We start from the raw sequence: 18,525 nt of genomic DNA, 5'->3' as shown, positions 1-18,525 counted from the left end.
GTCCCGTCGGCGGCCGACCACAAGGACGCACAGATGTACTTCACCGACCGTGGCATCGAGGAACTGGTCGAGCGCCGGGCCGACGAGCAGGTCAGCATCGAGTGGCTCGCCGAGCGCCTGCGCGACTTCGTCGACCTCAACCCCGAGTTCGAGACCCCCATCGAACGCCTGGCCACCTACCTCGCCCGCCTGGACGACGAAGACGACGAGTAACCCCTCCCCCGTCTCCCCCCACCTCGGTGATCATGAAGTTGGCGGGGCGCTTCGCCCACCGGAGGCGAAGGGACCCGGGTGGGTGGGGCGGAGGGACCGGGTGGGTGGGGCGGAGGTCCCGGGCGGGGCGGGGCGCGATCTTCTAGGGTGAGGGCGTGGCCCGCAGCGTCTACCTGACCAGCGTGGGGTCCGGCGGGGGGAAGTCGACCATCGCCCTCGGCCTCGCGGAACTCCTCTCCCGCCAGGTCGAGCGGATCGGCGTGTTCCGACCGCTGGTCGCCGGCGGCGGCCCCGACCCGATCCTCGCCCTGCTGCACGACCGCTACCGGGTCGACCTGCCGCAGGAGGAGCTGACCGGCGCCACGTACGCCGAGGCGAGCGCCATGGTCGCCGACGGGCGGCGGGAAGAGTTGATCTCCCGGATCGTCGAGCGGTACCGGGACGTCGAGCGGCACTGCCCGGCCGTGGTCGTGGTGGGCAGCGACTTCGCCGACACCGGCGACGGGACCGGCCCCCGGGAGCTGGCCTTCAACGCCCGGCTGGCCACCGACTTCGGCAGCGTGGTGGTGCCCGTCATCGACGGCTTCGGGCAGGAGCCGGAGGCGATCGCGGCGGCGGCGCGCGGGGCGTACCACGACCTGGAGGACCTCGGCGCGACGATGCTGGCGGTGATCGCCAACCGGGTCCCCGGCCCGATGACCCTACCCGAGCTGCCCGTCCCCGCGTACGCCATCCCGGAGCTGCCGATCGTGTCGGCGCCGACCGTGGCGGAGGTGGCGGCGGCCCTCGGCGCCACCCTGCTGGCCGGGGACGACGCCGCGCTCGGTCGGGACGTCCTCGACTACGTCGTCGGCGCGGCGCACGTGCCCACCCTGCTCGACCACCTGACCGAGGGCGCGCTGGTGATCACCCCGGGCGACCGGGCGGACCTGCTGGTCGCCGCCAGCGCCGCGCACGTGGCCGGTCAGGTCTCGGTGGCCGGCCTGGTGCTGACCCTCGGGGAACAGCCCGACCCGAGGGCGATGCGGCTGGTCGAAGGGCTCAACACCGGCCTGGCGGTGCTCTCGGTGCCCAGTGACAGCTACGACACCGTGGCGGCGTCCAGCCGGATCGAGGGCCGGCCGAGCCCGGCCAACCCGCGCAAGGTCGAGGCCGCGCTCGGCGCCTTCGAGGGCAACGTGGACACCGTGGACCTGGCCCGCCGGCTGCGGGTCAGCCGCTCCGAGCGGGTCACCCCGCTGATGTTCGAGTACGACCTGCTCGACCGGGCCCGGGCGACCCGCCGGCGGTTGGTGCTGCCCGAGGGGTCCGAGGAGCGGATCCTGCGCGCCGCGGAGATCCTGCTCCACCGGAACGTGGCGGAGCTGACCCTGCTGGGCCGCCCCGACGACGTGGCCCGGCGCACCCGGGAGCTGGGCATCGACGTCACCGGCGCGGACGTGGTCGACCCGGCCACCAGCGAATGGCGCGACGAGTTCGCCGTCGAGTACGCGCGGCTGCGCGCCCACCGGGGCGTCACCGTCGAGATGGCCCACGACGTCGTCGCGCAGCCGAACTACTTCGGCACCATGATGGTGGCCACCGGTCACGCCGACGGGATGGTCTCCGGGGCCACCCACACCACCGCCGCCACCATCCGGCCCGCCTTCGAGATCATCCGTACCGTGCCGGGCCTCTCGGTGGCCTCCAGCGTCTTCTTCATGCTGCTCGCCGACCGGGTGCTCGTCTACGGAGACTGCGCGGTCAACCGGGACCCGGACGCCGCCCAGCTCGCCGACATCGCCATCTCGTCGGCCGACACCACCGCCCGGTTCGGCATCGAGCCACGGGTGGCGATGCTGTCGTACTCCACCGGCGCCTCGGGGGCCGGCGCGGACGTGGAGAAGGTCGCGGCGGCAACCGAACTGGTCCGCGAGCGCCGCCCGGAGCTGCTGGTCGAGGGGCCGATCCAGTACGACGCGGCGATCGACCCGAAGGTCGCGGCGACGAAGCTGCCGCAGAGCGCGGTGGCGGGGCGGGCGACGGTCTTCATCTTCCCGGACCTCAACACCGGCAACAACACCTACAAGGCGGTGCAGCGCTCGGCGGGCGCGGTCGCGGTCGGCCCGGTCATGCAGGGCCTGCGCCGGCCGGTCAACGACCTGTCCCGGGGCGCCACCGTGGCCGACATCGTCAATACCGTGGCGATCACCGCCATCCAGGCCACCGCGGAGGCGTCATGAGTCGGGTGCTGGTCCTCAACTGCGGATCGTCGTCGGTGAAGTACCGGCTGTACGACGGCGACACCGTCCGCGACAAGGGCACCGTCGAGCGGGTCGGTGAGCCGGGCGGCGGCCCGGCCGACCACGAGACGGCGGTCCGGGAGATCCTGGACCGGGTCGACCTGGCCGGGCTGGCCGGCATCGGGCACCGGGTGGTGCACGGCGGCCGGCGGTTCAGCGAGCCGGTGCTGATCGACGACGCGGTCTTCGCCGCGATCGAGGAGCTGGTCCCGCTCGCTCCGCTGCACAACCCGGCCAACCTGGCCGGCATCCGGGTCGCCCGCGCGGCGCTGCCGGGCGTGCCGCAGGTCGCGGTCTTCGACACCGCGTTCCACCACACCCTGCCGGAGGCCGCGGCGACCTACGCCATCGACCGGGACACCGCCGAGCGGTACGGCATCCGCCGGTACGGCTTCCACGGCACCTCGCACGCGTACGTCTCCCGGCGCACCGCCGAGCTGCTGGGGCGGCCGTACGACCAGGTGCGCACGATCACCCTGCACCTGGGTAACGGGGCGAGCGCCTGCGCGGTCGACGGTGGGCGCAGCGTGGCCACCTCGATGGGAATGTCACCGCTGGAGGGCCTGGTGATGGGGACCCGCAGCGGGGACCTGGACCCGGCGATCGTCTTCCACCTGCGCCGCGAGGCCGGGATGGGCGTGGACGAGATCGACGACCTGCTCAACCACCGCAGCGGGCTGCTCGGCCTGAGCGGGGTCAACGACATGCGCGAGGTGCTGGCCCGGCGCGCCGCCGGGGACCGGGCCGCGACGCTCGCCTTCGACGTCTACCGCCGCCGGATCACCGGCTACGTCGGCGCGTACTACGCCCTGCTCGGCCGGGTGGACGCGGTCACCTTCACCGCCGGGGTGGGTGAGCACTCGGCCGACGTCCGGGCCGCCGTGCTGGCCGGGCTGGACCGGCTCGGCATCAGCGTGGACCCGGCCCGCAACGCGGGCAGCGGCGACCGGGTGATCTCACCGGACGGCGCGGAGGTGAGCGTCTGCGTGGTCGGCACCGACGAGGAGCGCGAGATCGCCCGGGAGACCCGAGCGGTGGTCGGCGCGGTCGGCTGAGGCCCGCCCGACGCCGGGCCCGGCGCCGAGCGGTGCGGCGCTCCCGCCGCCGGGCGGCCCGAACCGGTCAGCGCAGCGCCAGCCAGGCGGCCAGGGCCAGCAGCACCGCCGCGGCGACGCCCGCGGCGACGATCACCGGCAGCCGGGACGGCGTCTCGACCGGCGCGGCGCCCGGAGACTGGGCGAACGCCCGGAACTGCTCGGTGTTGCCGCTGGGATCCACGTACTCGTCAGACATGCCGGAGACCCTAGCGAAGCCGCGCACCCGGCGCCGTCCCGGGCGACCGAGGGTGACCACTCCGATCCGAGCGGTGGAGCCGGACCTGCCGGGTGGACGGCGGCATCCGGCCCGGACGGTGGGGCCGGGAACCCGGCGCGGCCCCGTACGGTGGCGCAATGGGGGTGCGGCGGCGGCTGGTCGCGGTGTTGACGGCGCTGCTCGCCGCGGTGACCGCCGGCTGCGGAGCGGCCAGCGCCGCGACCGAGGCGGCGCCGCCGGCCCGGCACGCCCCGGACCGGGTCCACCCCGTCGCGGTACGCACCCTCACCATCGACCCGGCCGGTCCCCGGCCGCTGCCGGTGACCCTCTGGTATCCGACGGCGGACGGCCGGGTGGCCCCGGGACGCTTCCCGGTGGTGGTCTACAGCCACGGCCTGCGCAGCCTCCCCGAGCTGCACGCCGGGCTGACCACCCGGTGGGCCGCCGCCGGTTTCGTGGTGGCCGCGCCGGCCTACCCGCACACCAGTCTCCGGGCGGCCCGGTTCACCCGGGCCGACGTACGCCACCAGCCGGCGGACGGCTGGCGGCTGATCCGGCACCTGGTCCGGCTCGACAGCCGGTCCGACGACCCGCTCGCCGGGCACCTGGACGTGACCCGGTTCGCCGCCGCCGGGCACTCGGCGGGCGGCTTCACCACCGCCGGGATGTTCACCTCCGGGCACTCCCCCCGGCTCCGCTCCGGGATCGTGGTCGCCGGCGGTGGCCTGGCCGGCGCCTTCGCCGCCCCGGCCGCGCCGGTGCTCTTCGTGCACGGCACCGCCGACCCGATCGTGCCGCTCGCCGTGGGCCGCGCCGGCTACGACCGGGTGTCCGGCCCGGCCGCCTTCCTGAGCCTGCTCGGGCAGGGCCACGGCGAGTACCTCACCCCGGGGCGGCCCGGCTTCGACCAGGTCCTCGCCACCACCACCGACTTCCTCCGCTGGACCCTCTACGACGACCCCGCGGCCGCCGGCCGCCTCACCGCCGACGCGACGCTGCCCGGCGTCACCGCGCTCGACGACCGGCTGCACGGCTGACCCGACCGTGCCGTCCACCGAGGGTGCGCGTCCGGCGCACTCCGTCCGACCACGGACGGCGACCCGGTGCGCCGAGGCACAATCGAATTCATGTCCCGTCGCCTCGTCCCGGCCCTGCTCGCCGCCACGCTGCTCGGCGGCGGCCTCGCCGGCTGCTCCGCGCCGACCGCACCGACCGCCCGGCCGGCCGCACCGCCCGAGCCGCCCAGGGCGGCCACCCCGGCGCCCCGGGTCCCCGCCGGCACCGCCCCGGCCGAGACCTTCGGCGTCGGCGTACGTCAGCTCAAGCTGACCCGGGACGGCGACCGCGCCCTGCCGGTGACCCTCTGGTACCCGGCCCGGGGCGAGGCCGGCGGCCCGGCGCGGCGGGGGGTCGCGGCGGCTGCCGGCCGGTTCCCGGTGGTGATGTTCAGCCACGGGCTGGGCGGCCGGCCGGACGACTACGCGAGGCTGCTCACCCGGTGGGCGGCAGCCGGGTTCGTGGTCGCCGCGCCGACGTTCCCGCACACCAGCCGGGGCGCCGACGGCAACGTCCTCGACGTGCTCAACCAGCCCGCCGACGTGTCGTACGCGCTGGACAGGGTGCTCGCGCTCGACGGTGCCGCCGGCGACGCGTTGCGCGGCCGGCTGGCCACCGACCGGGTGGCCGCCGCCGGCCACTCCGCCGGCGGGGTGACCACCATCGGGCTCTTCACCACCGGCCGGGACGAGCGGCTGGACGCCGGGGTGGTCTTCGCCGGAACGGCGCTCGGGGTCGGGACCGCCTTCGCCGGGGCGACGGCCCCGCAGTTGTTCGTGCACGGCGAGGCCGACGAGGTGGTGGACTACGCGGCCGGTCGGGCCGTCTACGACGCGGTCCCCTGGCCGAAGGCCATGCTCAGCCTGCCGAAGGGCGACCACGGCCGGGCCCTGCTCAGCGACGGGGCGGCGCTGCGGGTGGTCGCGGACGCCACGGTCGAGTTCCTCCGCTGGACCCTGTACGGCGACGCCGCCGCGAAGAAGCGGCTCGCCACCGACGCCGCCCGCGACGACATCGCCACCCTCGACAACCGCCTGTGAGGAAGGGCCCTGCCCCGGATGGGAGCAGGAGCCCCTTCCCCACGGCCGGCCCTCAGGCGGTGTGGTCGACGACGACCTTGCCGAAGACCTCGCCGGAGTGCAGCCGGGCGAACGCCTCCTCCACCTTGCTGAACGGCACGATGCCGTCCACCACCGGGCGCACCTCGCGCTCGGCGCAGAACGCCAGCAGGTCGGTCAGCTCGTCCGGCGTGCCCATCGAGGTGCCCAGGATCTCCAGCTGCATGGCGAAGACCCGACGCAGGTTGACCTTCGGCTCGTGCCCGGCGGTGGCGCCGGAGACGACGATCCGGGCCATCGGCGCGGCGGACTTCAGCGAGTGGTCGAAGGTGGCCGCGCCGACCGTCTCGATCACCACGTCGACCCGCTCCGGCAGGCGGGCGCCCGGCTCCAGCGCGGTCGCCCCCAGGGCGGTGATCCGTTCCCGCTTGCCGGCGTCCCGGCTGGTCGCGTACACCCGCTTGCCCAGCGCCACGCCGAGCGCGACGGCCGCCGTGGCGACGCCGCCGCCCGCGCCCTGGACCAGCACCGACTCGCCGTCGGCGATCCGACCCTTGGTGGTCAGCATCCGCCAGGCGGTGAGCCAGGCCGTCGGCAGGCACGCCGCGTCGGTCGCCGACAGGCCCTCCGGCAGCGGCAGCAGGTTCATCCGGGGTACGGCCACCCGCTCGGCGAGGGTGCCCTGGAAGTGCTCGGAGAGGATGGAGACCCCGCGCGGGTCGCCCGGAGTGGGCACGACCGGGTAGATGACCACCTCGTTGCCGTCCGGGTCGGTACCGACCGCGTCGCAGCCGAGGATCATCGGCAGCTGACCCCCGTCGAGCCCCACCCCGCGCAGCGACCAGAGGTCGTGGTGGTTGAGCGAGCTGGCCCGCACCTGCACGGTCACCCAGTCGTCGTCCGGGTGGGTCGGCTCGGGACGGTCACCCACAGTGAGCGCGGCGAGCGGATTGTCGGTGTCGAAGCTCGAGGCATAGGCGGCACGCATGGTCGGCACCGTAACAAGCGCGACGGGGGTTAAGAAGGGCCCTTCCCCCGCCGGGAGCGTCGGGAAGGGCCCTTCGGAGCACCTCAGGCGCGGGCGACGCCGTCGCGGCGGGCGGCCTCGGCGACCGCCACGGCCACGGCCGGGGCGACGCGCGGATCCAGCGGGGACGGCACGATCGCGTCGGCGGTGAGCGACTCGGCCACCACGCCGGCGATCGCGTCGGCGGCGGCCACCTTCATCCCGTCGGTGATCCGGGTGGCGCGGGCGTCCAGCGCGCCCCGGAACACGCCGGGGAAGGCCAGCACGTTGTTGATCTGGTTGGGGTAGTCGCTGCGTCCGGTGGCGACCACCGCGACGTGCCGGGCGGCCACCTCGGGGTGCACCTCGGGGTTGGGGTTGGCCAGCGCGAAGACGATGCCGCCGGGGGCCATCCCGGCCACCGCCGCCTCGGGGATCCGCCCGCCGGAGACGCCGATCAGCACGTCCGCGCCGCGCAGCGCCTCGGTGATGTCGCCCCGCCGGCCCTCGGCGTTGGTCGTCTCGGCGAGGTGGGCCTTCGTCTCGGTCAGGTCGGGACGGTGCCGGCCGATGATGCCCTGGGAGTCGCAGACCACCACCTGATCGGGATTCACCCCACCGGCCACCAGCATGTGGGTGACCGCCACGCCGGCCGCACCGGCGCCGCTGACCGTGACCCGCAGGTCCCCGAGCTTCCGGTTGAGCAGGGCCGCCGCGTTGCGCAGCGCGGCCAGCACCACGATCGCGGTGCCGTGCTGGTCGTCGTGGAAGACCGGGATGGGCAGCGCCTCGTCCAGCCGCCGCTCCACCTCGAAGCAGCGCGGGGCGCTGATGTCCTCCAGGTTGATCCCGCCGAACGAGGGAGCGAGCGCCTTCACCACCGCCACGATCTCGTCGACGTCCTGGGTGTCCAGGCAGATCGGTACCGCGTCGACGCCGGCGAACTGCTTGAACAGCACCGCCTTGCCCTCCATCACCGGCAGCGCGGCACGCGGACCGATGTTGCCCAGGCCGAGTACGGCGGAGCCGTCGGTGACGACCGCGACGGCGTGCGACACCCAGGTGTAGTCGTCGGCGAGGGCCGGGTCGGCGGCGATCGCCTCGCACACCCGGGCCACCCCCGGGGTGTAGGCGAGGGAGAGGTCCTCCCGGCTGGTCAGCGGGACCGTCGAGGCGACGGCCATCTTGCCGCCGGCGTGCAACCGGAAGACGGGATCAGCGGGATCCACGGTGGGCGTAGACATGGTGACTCCAGGATCTGTCGAGCAGACGGAGCGGCCCGCGCGGGCGCGAGGTGAGGCGGCAGCGGCGGGACGCGGTGCGGGGGGTCACCCGGGGCACTTTCCGAGCATAGTCACGCCACCTCGGCACGGATGTGAGGAGGGTCATAACGCGCGGCGGGGCACCCGGCCGGGGCGCGGCCAGTACCGGAGCACCACCCGACCCCGCACGTCAGCCACCCCGTACGCCCGGGAGTCGTCCGTGACCAGGTCGTTGTCCCCGCGTACCCACCAGCCGCCGTCCTGCGGGCGGACCGCGCGCTTGACGACGAGCAGCTCCGGCCGGGTACGGAAGACGGCGACCACGACGTCGCCCGGGCGGACCGGCCGGCCGCCCCGCCGGACCAGGACGGCGTCGCCGTGGCGCAGCGTGGGCGACATGGACGGGCCGGTCACCAGAACGGCGGTGAGCAGCCGGCGCAGCCGGGCCGGCGGATGGGCCCCGTGGACCGTCACCAGGTTTCCCCTCCATCCCTGCCGGGGAGGTCCCCAGGAGTAATGTCGGCTTGGATCATCGCAAACTTCCTGTGGAGGACTCAGATGCGACTTCCCCGCATCCTCACGCCCCGACTCACCGCCAGCGCCCACTGTGACCTGCCCTGTGGTGTCTACGACCCGGCGCAGGCCCGGATCGAGGCCGAGTCGGTGAAAATGATCTGCGAGAAGTACCAGTCGAACACCGACCCCGAGTTCCGCACCCGGGCGATCCTGATCAAGGAGCAGCGGGCCGACCTGGTCAAGCACCACCTGTGGGTGCTGTGGACGGACTACTTCAAGCCGGCCCACTTCGAGAAGTACCCGCACCTGCACCAGCTCTTCAACGAGGCCACCAAGATGGCCGGCGCGGCCGGCGCCAAGGGTGCGACCGACCCGACCAAGGCCGACGAGCTGCTCCAGAAGATCGACGAGATCTCGAAGATCTTCTGGGAGACCAAGAAGGCGTGAGCCTGCCCCACCCGGCACCGACGATCCGGCCGGCGCGTCCTCGGGACGTGCCGGCCGTCGTCGCGATGGTGCACGAACTGGCCGACTACGAGCGCGCCGCCGACCAGTGCCACCTGACCGAGGAGCAGCTCACCGCGGCGCTGTTCCCGACTGCTCCAGGTCGCGACGCGGCGTCGGACGCGCCGAGCCGGAGTGGTCGTGGCCCGGCGCCGGCGCTCTTCGGGCACGTCGCGGTCGACGCCGACGACGAGCCGGTCGGTTTCGCGCTCTGGTTCCTCAACTTCTCCACCTGGGCCGGCGTGCACGGTATCTACCTGGAGGACCTGTACGTCCGCCCGGCCGCCCGGGGCACCGGGGCGGGCCGCCTGCTGCTGGCCGCGCTGGCCGCGATCTGCGTGGAGCGCGGCTACCAGCGGCTGGAGTGGTGGATGATCGACTGGAACCCGGCCGCCCGCTTCTACGCCGCCATCGGCGCGGTGCAGCTGGACGAGTGGGTGCCGTACCGGCTCAGCGGGCCGGCGCTGCGCGGGCTCGCCGAGCACGCGGCGACCGTCCCCGTCCCGGCGGATGCCGCTACGGGTAGAGTCCCCGACCGGGGGGATGAGGCGTGACTCAACTGACCGGCCAGCCGACCACCGACGACGACGTGGTGCACCTGACCGTGCCCGCCGACGGCGGTTACCTCGGCGTGCTCCGTACCGCCACGGCGGGGCTCGCGGCCCGTCTCCAGTTCGCCCTCGACGAGATCGAGGACCTGCGGATCGCCGTCGACGAGGCCTGCGCCATGCTGCTCGCCATCGCCACCCGCGACGCCGAGCTGGAGTGCCGTTTCGCGGTCACCGAGGACGCGCTGACCGTCGAGGTGACCGTGCCGACCGTGCGCGGCGCCACGCTGCCGTCGGAGTCCTCGTTCGCCTGGAAGGTGCTCACCGCGCTGACCACCTCGGCGTCCGCCACCGCCGACGGGGGCCGGGCGACCATCTCCCTGCTGACCCGGCGTTCCTCCGGCTGGTGAACCGGCGGCCGGCCCGGCGGGCCGGCCCACACTCCGCTACCGGAAGCCGAGGGCCCGGGTGGTCGGCGGGCTGACCAGCAGCGCGCAGACCCCGACTCCGAGCGCCATCAGCGGCACGCCCAGCCAGCCCAGGCCGCCCTGGATCATGAACCAGCCGACCGGCAGCAGCATCAGCTGGAGCACCATCGCCGGCGCCCGGGCGCCGGAGCGGCGCCGGGCGAGCGCCCCGCCGAGGGCCCAGAGCGCCAGCGCGCCGGCGACCGCGAACCCGGTCACGAAGAGTGCCGACACCAGGTCGGTCTTGTCGGCGGTCAGGTCCGCCCAGACCAGCCAGCCGGCGAGCAGCGCCAGGGCGATCGCCTCGCCCCGCAGCAGCCGGACCGCCCAGCGCAGCGTGTCGGGTACCGGGTCCGAGTCGATGGTCACGCGCGCCACGATACCCGCGTCCCCGCGCGGTACAGTGCCGCCCATGCGGGCCGTCCTGGTGGTCAATCCGAAGGCCACCACCACCAGCGAGCGCAGCCGGGACGTGCTGGTCCGGGCGCTGCGCAGTGAAGTAGACCTGTCGGTGCGGTACACCCGGCGGCGGGGTCACGCCACGGACCTGGCGCGGGAGGCGGCCACCGAGGGCGTCGACGTGGTCGTCACGCTCGGTGGTGACGGCACGGTCAACGAGGTGGTCAACGGGCTGATGACCGCCCAGCCGCCGACGATGGGCGCCGGCGGCACCACGGCCGAGCGGCTGCCCGCGCTGGCCACCGTCCCGGGCGGCTCGACGAACGTCTTCGCCCGCGCCCTGGGGCTGCCCCGGGACTGGGCGGACGGAACCAGCATGATCCTGGAGGGGCTGCGGCTGGGCCGTTCCCGGACGATCGGGCTGGGCCGCGCCGACGACCGCTACTTCACCTTCTGCGCCGGGTTCGGGGTGGACGCGGCGGTGATCCACCGGGTGGAGCAGGCCCGCCGGCGCGGCCGGGTCTCCACGCCGGGGCTCTACTTCCGTTCGACGGTGAGTCAGTACTTCCTCGGCTCGGACCGGCGGCATCCGGCGATCAGCCTGGAGCGGCCGGGCGAGACGGCCGAGGGCGAGTTGGCGACGGTCATCATCCAGAACACCGCGCCGTGGACGTACCTGGGCGATCGGGAGGTCAACCCGAACCCGGAGGCGTCCTTCGACCTCGGCCTGGACGTGCTGGCGCTGCGTCAGCTCCGGGTCGCCAGCACGACACGCACCGTGACCCAGTTCCTGTCGCGACACCCCGACCCGCGGGGCCGGCAGGTGCTCCGGCTGCACGACGTGGCCGAGTTCACCCTGATCAGCGCTCGTGCGCAGGCGTTCCAGCTCGACGGCGACTACCTTGGTGAGCGGGAAAAAGTCAGATTCGCATCCGTACCCGACGCACTGAGAGTAATCTGCTAGGTCTCGGGTAACGCCCTTGGTTGAGCGGCCGCCGAACGCCGGCCGCCACACGGAGGGACAGGTGCCGGAAATGTCAGCAATGTCATGCGCAGTGTACTATATTGATCCTCGACTGTGGTACGCCGGGTAACCAGGGACGCCTGAAACCCGGACAAAAGGGCCGTGAGCTTGCTCACCGAGCGGAGTTTTTCCGAGCGTCACCCTTGACATCGCGCACGTTCGTGAAAGTATTCACAAGCGAACTTGAGTTACCGGGACATTGCCTGGATATGCTCGTCAGGTTGAGCTGTTCCAGCAGGTCCAGGTGCTGAACGAGCCTGCTCACGCACTGCCGAATAGTCGGATGCGAACTGTCACGACCGGCACTGCGGATGCATATAAGAAAAGCAACAAGCGTTATCCGCCACCCATCCAGAATGAGGAGTGTTGCCGCCATGGACTGGCGCCACGATGCCGTCTGCCGCGACGAGGACCCGGAGCTGTTCTTCCCGATCGGGACGTCCGGTCCGGCCCTCCTGCAGGTGGAGCAGGCCAAGGCCGTCTGCCGGCGCTGCCCGGTGACCGACCACTGCCTCCAGTGGGCGCTGGAGTCCGGTCAGGACGCCGGCGTCTGGGGCGGGATGAGTGAAGAGGAGCGCCGCGCGGTCAAGCGCCGCGGCGGTCTCCGGGTGCTGCGCGCTCACTCCGCCTGACCACCGATCACGTCGCGTACGCCCCGGCCGGGTCCGACCCGCCGGGGCGTACTGCTGTCCGCACGCCGCATGCCCCGCCCGATACCCCGAAGCCGCCCTTTTCGATCATGAAGGCGACGTCGGTCACAGCCGACCCGCCTCGTCGACCCGGCGCAGCACCAGCTCGGCCAGCTCCGGCGCGTCGGTCAGCGGGTCACTGACCGCCACCGCCCCGGCCTCCCGGGCCGCCGACACCACCCCGTCGTGGAAGAGCCCCGGCGCCAGGAAGTACCCGGCCACCGCCACCCGCCGCGCCCCCGCGGACCGCAGCCGGGTCACCGCCACCCCGGCCCCCGGCGGCGCCGCCGAGGCGTACGAGACCCGGCAGGGCACCGCCAGCTCACCGGCCAGCGCCGCGGCGACCCGGCCGACCGAGGCGCGCGCCCGCGGATCGCGGGTACCCGCCGCCGCCAGCACCAGGGCGTCGATCCCGTCCGGCCCGGCCTCGGCCAGCCGCCGGCGCAGCCCCGCCAGCAGCCGGGCGTCCACCACACCGTCGGCGGGGCCCAGCACCTCGGTCACCCGTACCGTCAGCTCCGGCGCGGTCTCCCGCGCCGCCGCCACCGCCGCCGGGACGTCCACCCGCCGGTGGTACGCCGCGGTGAGCAGCAGCGGCACCAGCACCGCCTCGGTGTGCCCGGCGGCGGCCAGGTCCCGCAGCACCGTGGTCGGCCCCGGCTCGGTGTGGTCCAGCCAGCTCGGCAGGACCACGCCGCCGGACCGGGCGGCCGACACGGCCCGGGCGAGGGCGCGCGTCGCCTCCGCCGCCCGGGGATCGCGGCTGCCGTGCGCGACCAGTACCACCGGCGCGCACGGCCCGACGCCGGACGTCGACGCGGTCAGACGTGCAGGCCGCACTCGGTCTTCTCGAACATGGCCCAACGGCCGGCCCGCGGGTCCTCCCCCGCCCTGGTGCGGCGGGTGCAGGGCCAGCAGCCGATCGAGCCGTAGCCGCGGCTGAACAGCTCGTTGACGGGGATGTCGTACCGGGAGATGTAGGAGTCCACGTCGGCCTGGGTCCAGGCGGCGATCGGGTTGACCTTGACCTTGCCCCGTCGGGCGTCGAAGGTCACCACCGGGGTGTTGGCCCGGGTCGGCGACTCGTCCCGGCGCAGCCCGGCCGCCCAGGCGTCGTACCCGGACAGCGCCCGCTCCAGCGGTTCCACCTTGCGCAGCTGGCAGCAGTCGTCCGGGGACCGGTTGAACAGCCGGGGGCCGTACTCGCCGTCCTGCTGGCCCACGGTGAGCCGGGGGCGGATCGAGCGGACGTTGACCGGCAGCCGACGGGCCACCTCGTCGCGGACCCGCAGCGTCTCCGGGAAGTGCAGGCCGGTGTCGAGGAAGACCACGTCCACCCCGGGGGCGACCCGGGAGACCAGGTGCGCCAGCACGGCGTCGGCCATGGAGCTGGTGACGCAGAACCGGTCCCCGAAGGTCTCGGCGGCCCAGCGGGCGATCTCCAGCGCCGGGGCGCCCTCCAGCTCCCGGCCGGCCCGCTCGGCCAGCGCGCGCAGCTCCTCGGGGTCGCGGCGGGTCGGGTCGGCCGGCTTCGGGCCACCGAGCCCGACCAGGTTCAGGTTCGCGGCGGAGACGAGGTTCACCGGGCCACCACCTTGCCGAGCAGGCCGGTGAACTTCACCGTGAAGACGCGGGCGCAGGCGTGGCACTCCCAGGCGCCGTGCCCGGCCTCGCTCGGCCGCAGGTCCTCCTCACCGCAGTACGGGCAGTACAGCGGCGCGGAACGGGTCTCGCTCATCGAAGCTCCTCCTCGTCGACCCTGATCACCCAGTTGGCGAAGGTTTCGCCGTCGGTCCGGCCGGCCAGGTAGCGGCGGGCCACTCGTTCCACGTACTCGGGAAGCTCGTCGGCGGTGGTCTTCAGACCGCGCAACTTGCGACCGAAGCCGGCGCTCTGCCCCTCGGCCATGCCCAGGCCGCCGCCCAGGTGCACCTGGAAGCCCTCCACCTGGCGGCCGTCCGGGCCGACCACCAGCTGGCCCTTGAGGCCGATGTCGGCCACCTGGGTGCGGGCGCAGGCGTTCGGGCAGCCGTTGATGTGGATGGAGATGTCGGCGTCGAACTCGCGCAGCCGCTCCTCGAGCCGGGCCACCAGCTGCTCGCCGCGCGCCTTGGTCTCCACGATGGCGAGCTTGCAGTACTCGATGCCGGTGCAGGCCATGGTGCCGCGCCGCCAGGCCGACGGCCGGGCCTCCAGGCCGATCCCGCGGAGCTGGTCGACGAGGGACTCCGTCCGCTCCGGCGCCACGTCGAGCACCAGCAGCTTCTGGTACGGGGTCAGCCGTACCCGGTCGCTGCCGTGCGCCTCGACCACGTCGGCGAGGCGGGCGAGCTGCCCGCCGGAGACCCGCCCGACCACCGGGGCGGCGCCCACGTAGTGACGGCCGTCGGCCTGCTCGTGCACGCCGATGTGGTCGACCGGCTTCTCCGGCAGCTGCGGAGCGGGACCGTCGAGCAGGGTGCGGCCCAGGTACTCCTTCTCCAGCACCTCGCGGAACTTCTCCACGCCCCAGTCGGCGACGAGGAACTTCAGCCGGGCCCGGTTGCGCAGCCGGCGGTAGCCGTAGTCGCGGAAGATCCCCACCACTCCGGCCCAGACGTCCGGGACCTCGTTCAGCGGCACCCAGGCGCCGAGCCGCTTGGCCAGCATCGGGTTGGTGGAGAGGCCACCGCCGACCCAGACGTCGAAGCCGGGGCCGTGCTCGGGGTGGTCCACCCCGAGGAAGGCGATGTCGTTCGCCTCGTACGGGGTGTCGACCAGCCAGGAGATCGACGTCTTGAACTTGCGCGGCAGGTTCGAGTACGCCTTGTCGCCGACATACCGGCGGACGATCTCGTCGACCGCCGGGGTCGGGTCGAGCAGTTCGTCGCGGGCCACCCCGGCGACCGGGCTGCCGAGCACGATGCGCGGGCAGTCGCCGCACGCCTCGGTGGTCTGCAGGCCGACCGCTTCCAGCCGACGCCAGATCTCCGGCATGTCCTCGACCCGGATCCAGTGGAACTGGATGTTCTGCCGGTCAGTGATGTCGGCGGTGTCGCGGGCGAACTCGCGGGAGATGTCGGCGATCACCCGGAGCTGGGCCAGGTTGAGCTGACCGCCGTCGACCCGGACCCGGAGCATGAAGAACTCGTCCTCCAGCTCGTGCGGCTCCAGCACGGCGGTGCGACCGCCGTCGATGCCGGCCTTGCGCTGGGTGTAGAGCCCCCACCAGCGGAACCGGCCGCGCAGGTCCTGCGGGTCGATGGAGGCGAAGCCCCGGTGGGCGTAGATGTTCTCGATCCGGGCCCGCACGTTCAGCGGGTCGTCGTCCTTCTTGATTCGCTCGTTGGGGTTGAGCGGCTCGCGGTGGCCGAGCGCCCACTGCCCTTCGCCGCGCGGCCGACGGGGTGCCCGGACGGCGGGCGCCGTCGGGGTCTCGGGGCGGGCCGGGGTGCTACTGACCGCCATCGCGGCGTCCTCCGTAAGTCTGCTGTGCCTCGGTGGGAGCGCGGACGCGACGGCCGACCCGTGGGTACGGGCCGAGGACGACGATGTCGGTACGGCCGGCGCGAGAACGCGCCCGAGACGGATTGGTCGGGCGTCGTCAGTGGGCCGGACAGATGGCGCTGCGCACGCGGCCGTAATCGACGTGGCGACGGGCCACGAAGCGGCGGACGACAGCGACGAGCATGACGCCATGCTGCCACACGCTCACGGGGGCGGCCAATGACCGCGTGCCTCATCCCACATCACGGGCCACGCCCCTCGATCGCCCGGTGGCCCCACTCCCCACTCGTATCCGCCCCCGCGCGTATCCGCCCTGCACGTAACCGCCCTGCACGTGACCGCCCTGCACGTGACCGCCCCGCACGTGACCGCCCCGCACGTGACCGCCCCGCACGTGACCGCCCCGCACGTGACCGCCCCGCACGTGACCGCCGAAGGAGCAAACCTCGTCGCGGCTGTCGGCCCGCCGCGCTCACCTTGCCCGGCAACTCCACCACCAGGCGACCGAAGGCAACGGGGGCGACCGACGGCGTCGACACCCGCCCCCTGGTCTCCCCTGACGAGCCTTTAGAGCTGATGACGCAAACGAATCAGCCCGACGCGGCAGGCGTCAGGGCCCACCCGGACCACCTCGCATCATCGTTCGCTGCGCTACCCCGGGCACTGCGATGGCGCGGATCATCGGGTGCCGATGGTGCGGCCGGGCGGTCAGCTGCTTCCATCGCTCGGCTCGGGGATTACGCCACTGCCAGCCGTCGGCAGTCGCGGCGGGTGAATCGTTTACGTCATCAGCTCTAAAGGACGACCACACCCCGGCACCACCTATGGCGACAGGGTGCCGGTGCCAATACAGGTACCGGCACCCTCGCCAGTGGCAGTGGCAGTGGCAGTGACAGTGACAGTGACAGTGGCAGTGACAGTGGCAGGTGCGGGTCCCACTGCCTGCAACAACGCCAGCGCCGTGCCAGTGTCGGCGCCAACACCAGACCAGTGCCGGTGCCGGTGCCGGTGCCGGTGCCGGTGCCGGTGCCAGCGCTGGGCATGGGCCGGGGAGCCGGTGGTGCGCGGATCGGCGCCCGATCGGAGACCGCGTCCGGCAGGAGGGCACCCCCGCGGGAGGGCACGCGCGGTCCCGGCCGGTGTGGGACGCTCGGCGCGTGGGCACTATGTCCGTAAGGCGGCATCTGGCGGGTCGGGGAGGCCACCTGGTCTGGGTGGTGCCCGCGCTGGCCACGCTCGCCGTCGGACTGGCCGGGATCGGCCACGCCCAACCGTGGCGGGACGAGTTGGCCACCTGGAGCGCGGTCACCCGCCCGGTCGGCGACCTGTTCCGGCTCAGCGGCACCGTGGACGCCGCCACCGGGCCGTACTACCTGCTGCTGCACGGCTGGGTGGTGCTCTTCGGAGACTCGGCGACCGCGCTGCGGACACCGTCGGCGCTGGGGATGGCCGGGGCGGCCGGGCTGACCGCCGTACTCGGCCGGCGGCTGCTCGGGGCGCGCGTCGGACTGCTCGCCGGACTGGTCTTCACGGTCCTCCCCGGCACCTCGCGCTACGCCCAGGAGGCCCGCCCGTACGCGCTCACGACCCTGTTCGCGGTGCTGGCCACCCTGCTGCTGGTCGCGGCGCTGGACCGGCCGGGCTGGACGCGCTGGGCCGGGTACGCCGCCGCCGTCGCCGGGCTCGGCCTGGCCCACCTACTCGCTCTCACTCTGCTCGGCGCGCACGCGGTGGTGGTCCTGGTGGCCTGGTGGCGCGGCCCCACGGCGGCCGGTCTCGACGCGGGCGGCCATCCGACTCCGGCGCGCTCCCGGGACCGGCGGCTGCTGCGCTGGCCGCTGGCCCTGCTGCCCGCCGCCGCGGTGCTGGCGCCGCTGCTGCTCACCGCCCGGAGCCAGCGTTCCCACCAGCTCGACTGGGTGGAGCCGGCCCGCCTGCCGGACCTGGCGGCGCTGCCCGGCGCGGTGGCGCAGAGCGGCGTGCTGGGCGGGCTGCTGGTCGGCCTCGCCGCGCTGGGCGCGGGCCGGGCCGGCCGGCGCGCCCTGCTGCCGGGCGTCTGTGTGCTGCTGCCCGTGCTGCTGGTCTACGTCGCCGCGCTGGCCGTACCCCTCTGGGTTCCGCGCTACCTGCTCTTCACCGTGCCCTTCGGCTGCCTGCTCGCGGGCGCGGCGCTGGCCGCGGTGCCGGCGCCGGCGGCGCTGGCCGTGGTGGTGCTGGCCGGGCTGCTGAGCGTGCCGGACCAGCAGGCGCTGCGGCGCAGCCACGGCTGGCCGCGCAGCGCCACCGTGGACTACCGCGGCGCGGCCGCGCTCATCGCGGCCGGGCAACGACCCGGCGACGTCGTCGTGTACTCCCCCCGCGACGGCTGGCTCTTCCTCGACCTCGGCGTGGCGTACCACCTGGGCGCACGGCGGCCCCCGGACGTGCTGGTGGTACGCGACCAGCGACAGCGGGCCGACCTGTGGGCCACCGAGTGTGCCCGACCGGCCGAGTGCCTGGCCGGCGCCCGACGGGTCTGGCTGGTGGTCGCCGGACGTCGGGACGACCCGCTGGCCGCGGTGCCCGGCGCGAAGGGGGACGCGCTGCGCGCCGGCTTCACCGTCGAGCAGGTCCGCCCCCGCGCCGGGGTGACCGTCGCGCTGCTCAGCCGGCCCGGCTGAGCAGGACGAGTCGGACCCGCTAAAAGCCACATCGGGCATCG

20 protein-coding genes are annotated in these 18,525 nt (G+C 74.0%); 11 read left to right on the top strand and 9 right to left on the bottom strand.

All coding sequences use genetic code 11. The features are described from left to right. Window positions 1–33: 33 nt before the first annotated feature. From AC5L3Z_RS02730 to AC5L3Z_RS02720, 3 genes are all read left to right on the top strand, one after another. A complete protein-coding gene (locus AC5L3Z_RS02730) occupies window positions 34–213 on the top strand; it encodes a DUF6104 family protein (RefSeq protein ID WP_494839187.1) in 180 nt (59 codons plus the stop codon). A gap of 155 nt (window positions 214–368) precedes the next feature. Further along, window positions 369–2,435 carry a phosphate acetyltransferase gene (gene pta / locus AC5L3Z_RS02725; protein WP_494839186.1) on the top strand — a complete coding sequence of 689 codons (2,067 nt, stop codon included), beginning with the start codon at window positions 369–371 and terminating at the stop codon, window positions 2,433–2,435. Next, window positions 2,432–3,550, top strand: a complete 1,119-nt coding sequence (locus AC5L3Z_RS02720; RefSeq protein ID WP_494839184.1) for an acetate/propionate family kinase — start codon at window positions 2,432–2,434, stop codon at window positions 3,548–3,550. Before pta ends, AC5L3Z_RS02720 begins: the two co-directional genes overlap by 4 nt. Before the next feature lie 67 nt (window positions 3,551–3,617). On the opposite strand, the gene AC5L3Z_RS02715 is transcribed toward AC5L3Z_RS02720, so the two are convergent. Beyond that, the gene (locus AC5L3Z_RS02715) at window positions 3,618–3,788 is read right to left on the bottom strand and encodes a hypothetical protein (RefSeq protein ID WP_494839182.1); all 171 of its coding nucleotides are present in this window, start codon (window positions 3,786–3,788) and stop codon (window positions 3,618–3,620) included. A 158-nt stretch (window positions 3,789–3,946) separates the two neighbouring features. Here AC5L3Z_RS02715 and AC5L3Z_RS02710 point away from each other — a divergent pair, with 158 nt between their 5' ends. Together AC5L3Z_RS02710 and AC5L3Z_RS02705 are read left to right on the top strand one after the other, a co-directional pair. Beyond that, complete coding sequence (locus AC5L3Z_RS02710; RefSeq protein WP_494839180.1) at window positions 3,947–4,846, top strand: alpha/beta hydrolase family protein; 900 nt, start codon at window positions 3,947–3,949, stop codon at window positions 4,844–4,846. Between the two features lie 90 nt (window positions 4,847–4,936). Then, window positions 4,937–5,905, top strand: coding sequence for an alpha/beta hydrolase family protein (locus tag AC5L3Z_RS02705; RefSeq protein WP_494839179.1), 969 nt, complete (start codon window positions 4,937–4,939; stop codon window positions 5,903–5,905). A gap of 52 nt (window positions 5,906–5,957) precedes the next feature. Here the strand turns inward: AC5L3Z_RS02705 and AC5L3Z_RS02700 are convergent, their stop codons facing one another. The 3 genes from AC5L3Z_RS02700 to AC5L3Z_RS02690 all read right to left on the bottom strand — a co-directional run bounded on the left by AC5L3Z_RS02700 (window position 5,958) and on the right by AC5L3Z_RS02690 (window position 8,665). Continuing rightward, a complete protein-coding gene (locus tag AC5L3Z_RS02700) occupies window positions 5,958–6,920 on the bottom strand; it encodes a zinc-binding dehydrogenase (protein ID WP_494839177.1) in 963 nt (320 codons plus the stop codon). Window positions 6,921–6,994: 74 nt separating this feature from the next. After that, on the bottom strand, window positions 6,995–8,173 hold the full coding sequence (locus AC5L3Z_RS02695) for an NAD(P)-dependent malic enzyme (RefSeq protein ID WP_494839175.1): 1,179 nt from the start codon (window positions 8,171–8,173) through the stop codon (window positions 6,995–6,997). A 141-nt stretch (window positions 8,174–8,314) separates the two neighbouring features. Continuing rightward, on the bottom strand, window positions 8,315–8,665 hold the full coding sequence (locus AC5L3Z_RS02690; protein ID WP_334524356.1) for a S24/S26 family peptidase: 351 nt from the start codon (window positions 8,663–8,665) through the stop codon (window positions 8,315–8,317). A gap of 84 nt (window positions 8,666–8,749) precedes the next feature. On the opposite strand from AC5L3Z_RS02690, the gene sodN reads away from it, so the two are divergent. From sodN to AC5L3Z_RS02675, 3 genes are read left to right on the top strand one after another with little or no spacing between them, the layout of a single operon-like run. Beyond that, on the top strand, window positions 8,750–9,154 hold the full coding sequence (gene sodN, locus AC5L3Z_RS02685) for a superoxide dismutase, Ni (protein WP_334524359.1): 405 nt from the start codon (window positions 8,750–8,752) through the stop codon (window positions 9,152–9,154). Beyond that, window positions 9,151–9,765: a GNAT family N-acetyltransferase gene (locus AC5L3Z_RS02680; RefSeq protein ID WP_494839173.1), complete on the top strand. Its 615-nt coding sequence runs from the start codon at window positions 9,151–9,153 to the stop codon at window positions 9,763–9,765. The genes sodN and AC5L3Z_RS02680 overlap by 4 nt, the downstream gene beginning before the upstream one ends. Beyond that, on the top strand, window positions 9,762–10,169 hold the full coding sequence (locus AC5L3Z_RS02675) for an ATP-binding protein (RefSeq protein ID WP_494839171.1): 408 nt from the start codon (window positions 9,762–9,764) through the stop codon (window positions 10,167–10,169). Before AC5L3Z_RS02680 ends, AC5L3Z_RS02675 begins: the two co-directional genes overlap by 4 nt. Window positions 10,170–10,205: 36 nt before the next feature. On the opposite strand, the gene AC5L3Z_RS02670 is transcribed toward AC5L3Z_RS02675, so the two are convergent. Then, window positions 10,206–10,595, bottom strand: a complete 390-nt coding sequence (locus AC5L3Z_RS02670; RefSeq protein WP_334524365.1) for a hypothetical protein — start codon at window positions 10,593–10,595, stop codon at window positions 10,206–10,208. Between the two features lie 43 nt (window positions 10,596–10,638). Between AC5L3Z_RS02670 and AC5L3Z_RS02665 the strand changes: the two genes are divergently transcribed. Then, window positions 10,639–11,589 carry a diacylglycerol/lipid kinase family protein gene (locus AC5L3Z_RS02665; RefSeq protein WP_494839170.1) on the top strand — a complete coding sequence of 317 codons (951 nt, stop codon included), beginning with the start codon at window positions 10,639–10,641 and terminating at the stop codon, window positions 11,587–11,589. 434 nt (window positions 11,590–12,023) lie between these two features. Next, the gene (locus AC5L3Z_RS02660; protein WP_088975879.1) at window positions 12,024–12,281 is read left to right on the top strand and encodes a WhiB family transcriptional regulator; all 258 of its coding nucleotides are present in this window, start codon (window positions 12,024–12,026) and stop codon (window positions 12,279–12,281) included. Between the two features lie 123 nt (window positions 12,282–12,404). Here AC5L3Z_RS02660 and AC5L3Z_RS02655 read toward each other — a convergent pair whose 3' ends face one another. Genes AC5L3Z_RS02655 through AC5L3Z_RS02640 form a run of 4 tightly spaced genes read right to left on the bottom strand, consistent with a single transcriptional unit; the run spans window position 12,405 to window position 15,785 of the window. Further along, a complete protein-coding gene (locus AC5L3Z_RS02655; RefSeq protein WP_494839168.1) occupies window positions 12,405–13,178 on the bottom strand; it encodes a sirohydrochlorin chelatase in 774 nt (257 codons plus the stop codon). Beyond that, window positions 13,160–13,921 carry a phosphoadenylyl-sulfate reductase gene (locus AC5L3Z_RS02650; protein ID WP_494839167.1) on the bottom strand — a complete coding sequence of 254 codons (762 nt, stop codon included), beginning with the start codon at window positions 13,919–13,921 and terminating at the stop codon, window positions 13,160–13,162. The genes AC5L3Z_RS02655 and AC5L3Z_RS02650 overlap by 19 nt, the downstream gene beginning before the upstream one ends. After that, window positions 13,918–14,076: a hypothetical protein gene (locus AC5L3Z_RS02645; protein WP_494839165.1), complete on the bottom strand. Its 159-nt coding sequence runs from the start codon at window positions 14,074–14,076 to the stop codon at window positions 13,918–13,920. Before AC5L3Z_RS02645 ends, AC5L3Z_RS02650 begins: the two co-directional genes overlap by 4 nt. Further along, window positions 14,073–15,785: a nitrite/sulfite reductase gene (locus AC5L3Z_RS02640; protein ID WP_494839164.1), complete on the bottom strand. Its 1,713-nt coding sequence runs from the start codon at window positions 15,783–15,785 to the stop codon at window positions 14,073–14,075. The genes AC5L3Z_RS02645 and AC5L3Z_RS02640 overlap by 4 nt, the downstream gene beginning before the upstream one ends. A gap of 1,205 nt (window positions 15,786–16,990) precedes the next feature. Here AC5L3Z_RS02640 and AC5L3Z_RS02635 point away from each other — a divergent pair. Beyond that, entirely contained in the window at window positions 16,991–18,484 is a 1,494-nt protein-coding gene (locus AC5L3Z_RS02635; RefSeq protein ID WP_494839163.1) for a glycosyltransferase family 39 protein, read from the top strand. Window positions 18,485–18,525 lie beyond the last annotated feature (41 nt).

This window comes from Micromonospora sp. LZ37 (assembly GCF_059359015.1).
The sequence above is the reverse complement of the archived record's forward strand: the minus strand, read 5'-3'. Positions and strand labels throughout refer to the sequence as shown.

Excerpts from the sequence above, each read along its gene's own strand:
- AC5L3Z_RS02710 (WP_494839180.1), top strand. The coding sequence starts at position 3,947 with ATGGGGGTGCGGCGGCGGCTGGTCGCGGTGTTGACGGCGCTGCTCGCC.
- AC5L3Z_RS02705 (WP_494839179.1), top strand. The coding sequence starts at position 4,937 with ATGTCCCGTCGCCTCGTCCCGGCCCTGCTCGCCGCCACGCTGCTCGGC.
- sodN (WP_334524359.1), top strand. The coding sequence starts at position 8,750 with ATGCGACTTCCCCGCATCCTCACGCCCCGACTCACCGCCAGCGCCCAC.
- AC5L3Z_RS02660 (WP_088975879.1), top strand. The coding sequence starts at position 12,024 with ATGGACTGGCGCCACGATGCCGTCTGCCGCGACGAGGACCCGGAGCTG.
- AC5L3Z_RS02640 (WP_494839164.1), bottom strand. The coding sequence starts at position 15,785 with ATGGCGGTCAGTAGCACCCCGGCCCGCCCCGAGACCCCGACGGCGCCC.
- AC5L3Z_RS02635 (WP_494839163.1), top strand. The coding sequence starts at position 16,991 with ATGTCCGTAAGGCGGCATCTGGCGGGTCGGGGAGGCCACCTGGTCTGG.
- AC5L3Z_RS02730 (WP_494839187.1), top strand. The coding sequence starts at position 34 with ATGTACTTCACCGACCGTGGCATCGAGGAACTGGTCGAGCGCCGGGCC.
- AC5L3Z_RS02720 (WP_494839184.1), top strand. The coding sequence starts at position 2,432 with ATGAGTCGGGTGCTGGTCCTCAACTGCGGATCGTCGTCGGTGAAGTAC.
- AC5L3Z_RS02695 (WP_494839175.1), bottom strand. The coding sequence starts at position 8,173 with ATGTCTACGCCCACCGTGGATCCCGCTGATCCCGTCTTCCGGTTGCAC.
- AC5L3Z_RS02645 (WP_494839165.1), bottom strand. The coding sequence starts at position 14,076 with ATGAGCGAGACCCGTTCCGCGCCGCTGTACTGCCCGTACTGCGGTGAG.
- AC5L3Z_RS02715 (WP_494839182.1), bottom strand. The coding sequence starts at position 3,788 with ATGTCTGACGAGTACGTGGATCCCAGCGGCAACACCGAGCAGTTCCGG.
- AC5L3Z_RS02665 (WP_494839170.1), top strand. The coding sequence starts at position 10,639 with ATGCGGGCCGTCCTGGTGGTCAATCCGAAGGCCACCACCACCAGCGAG.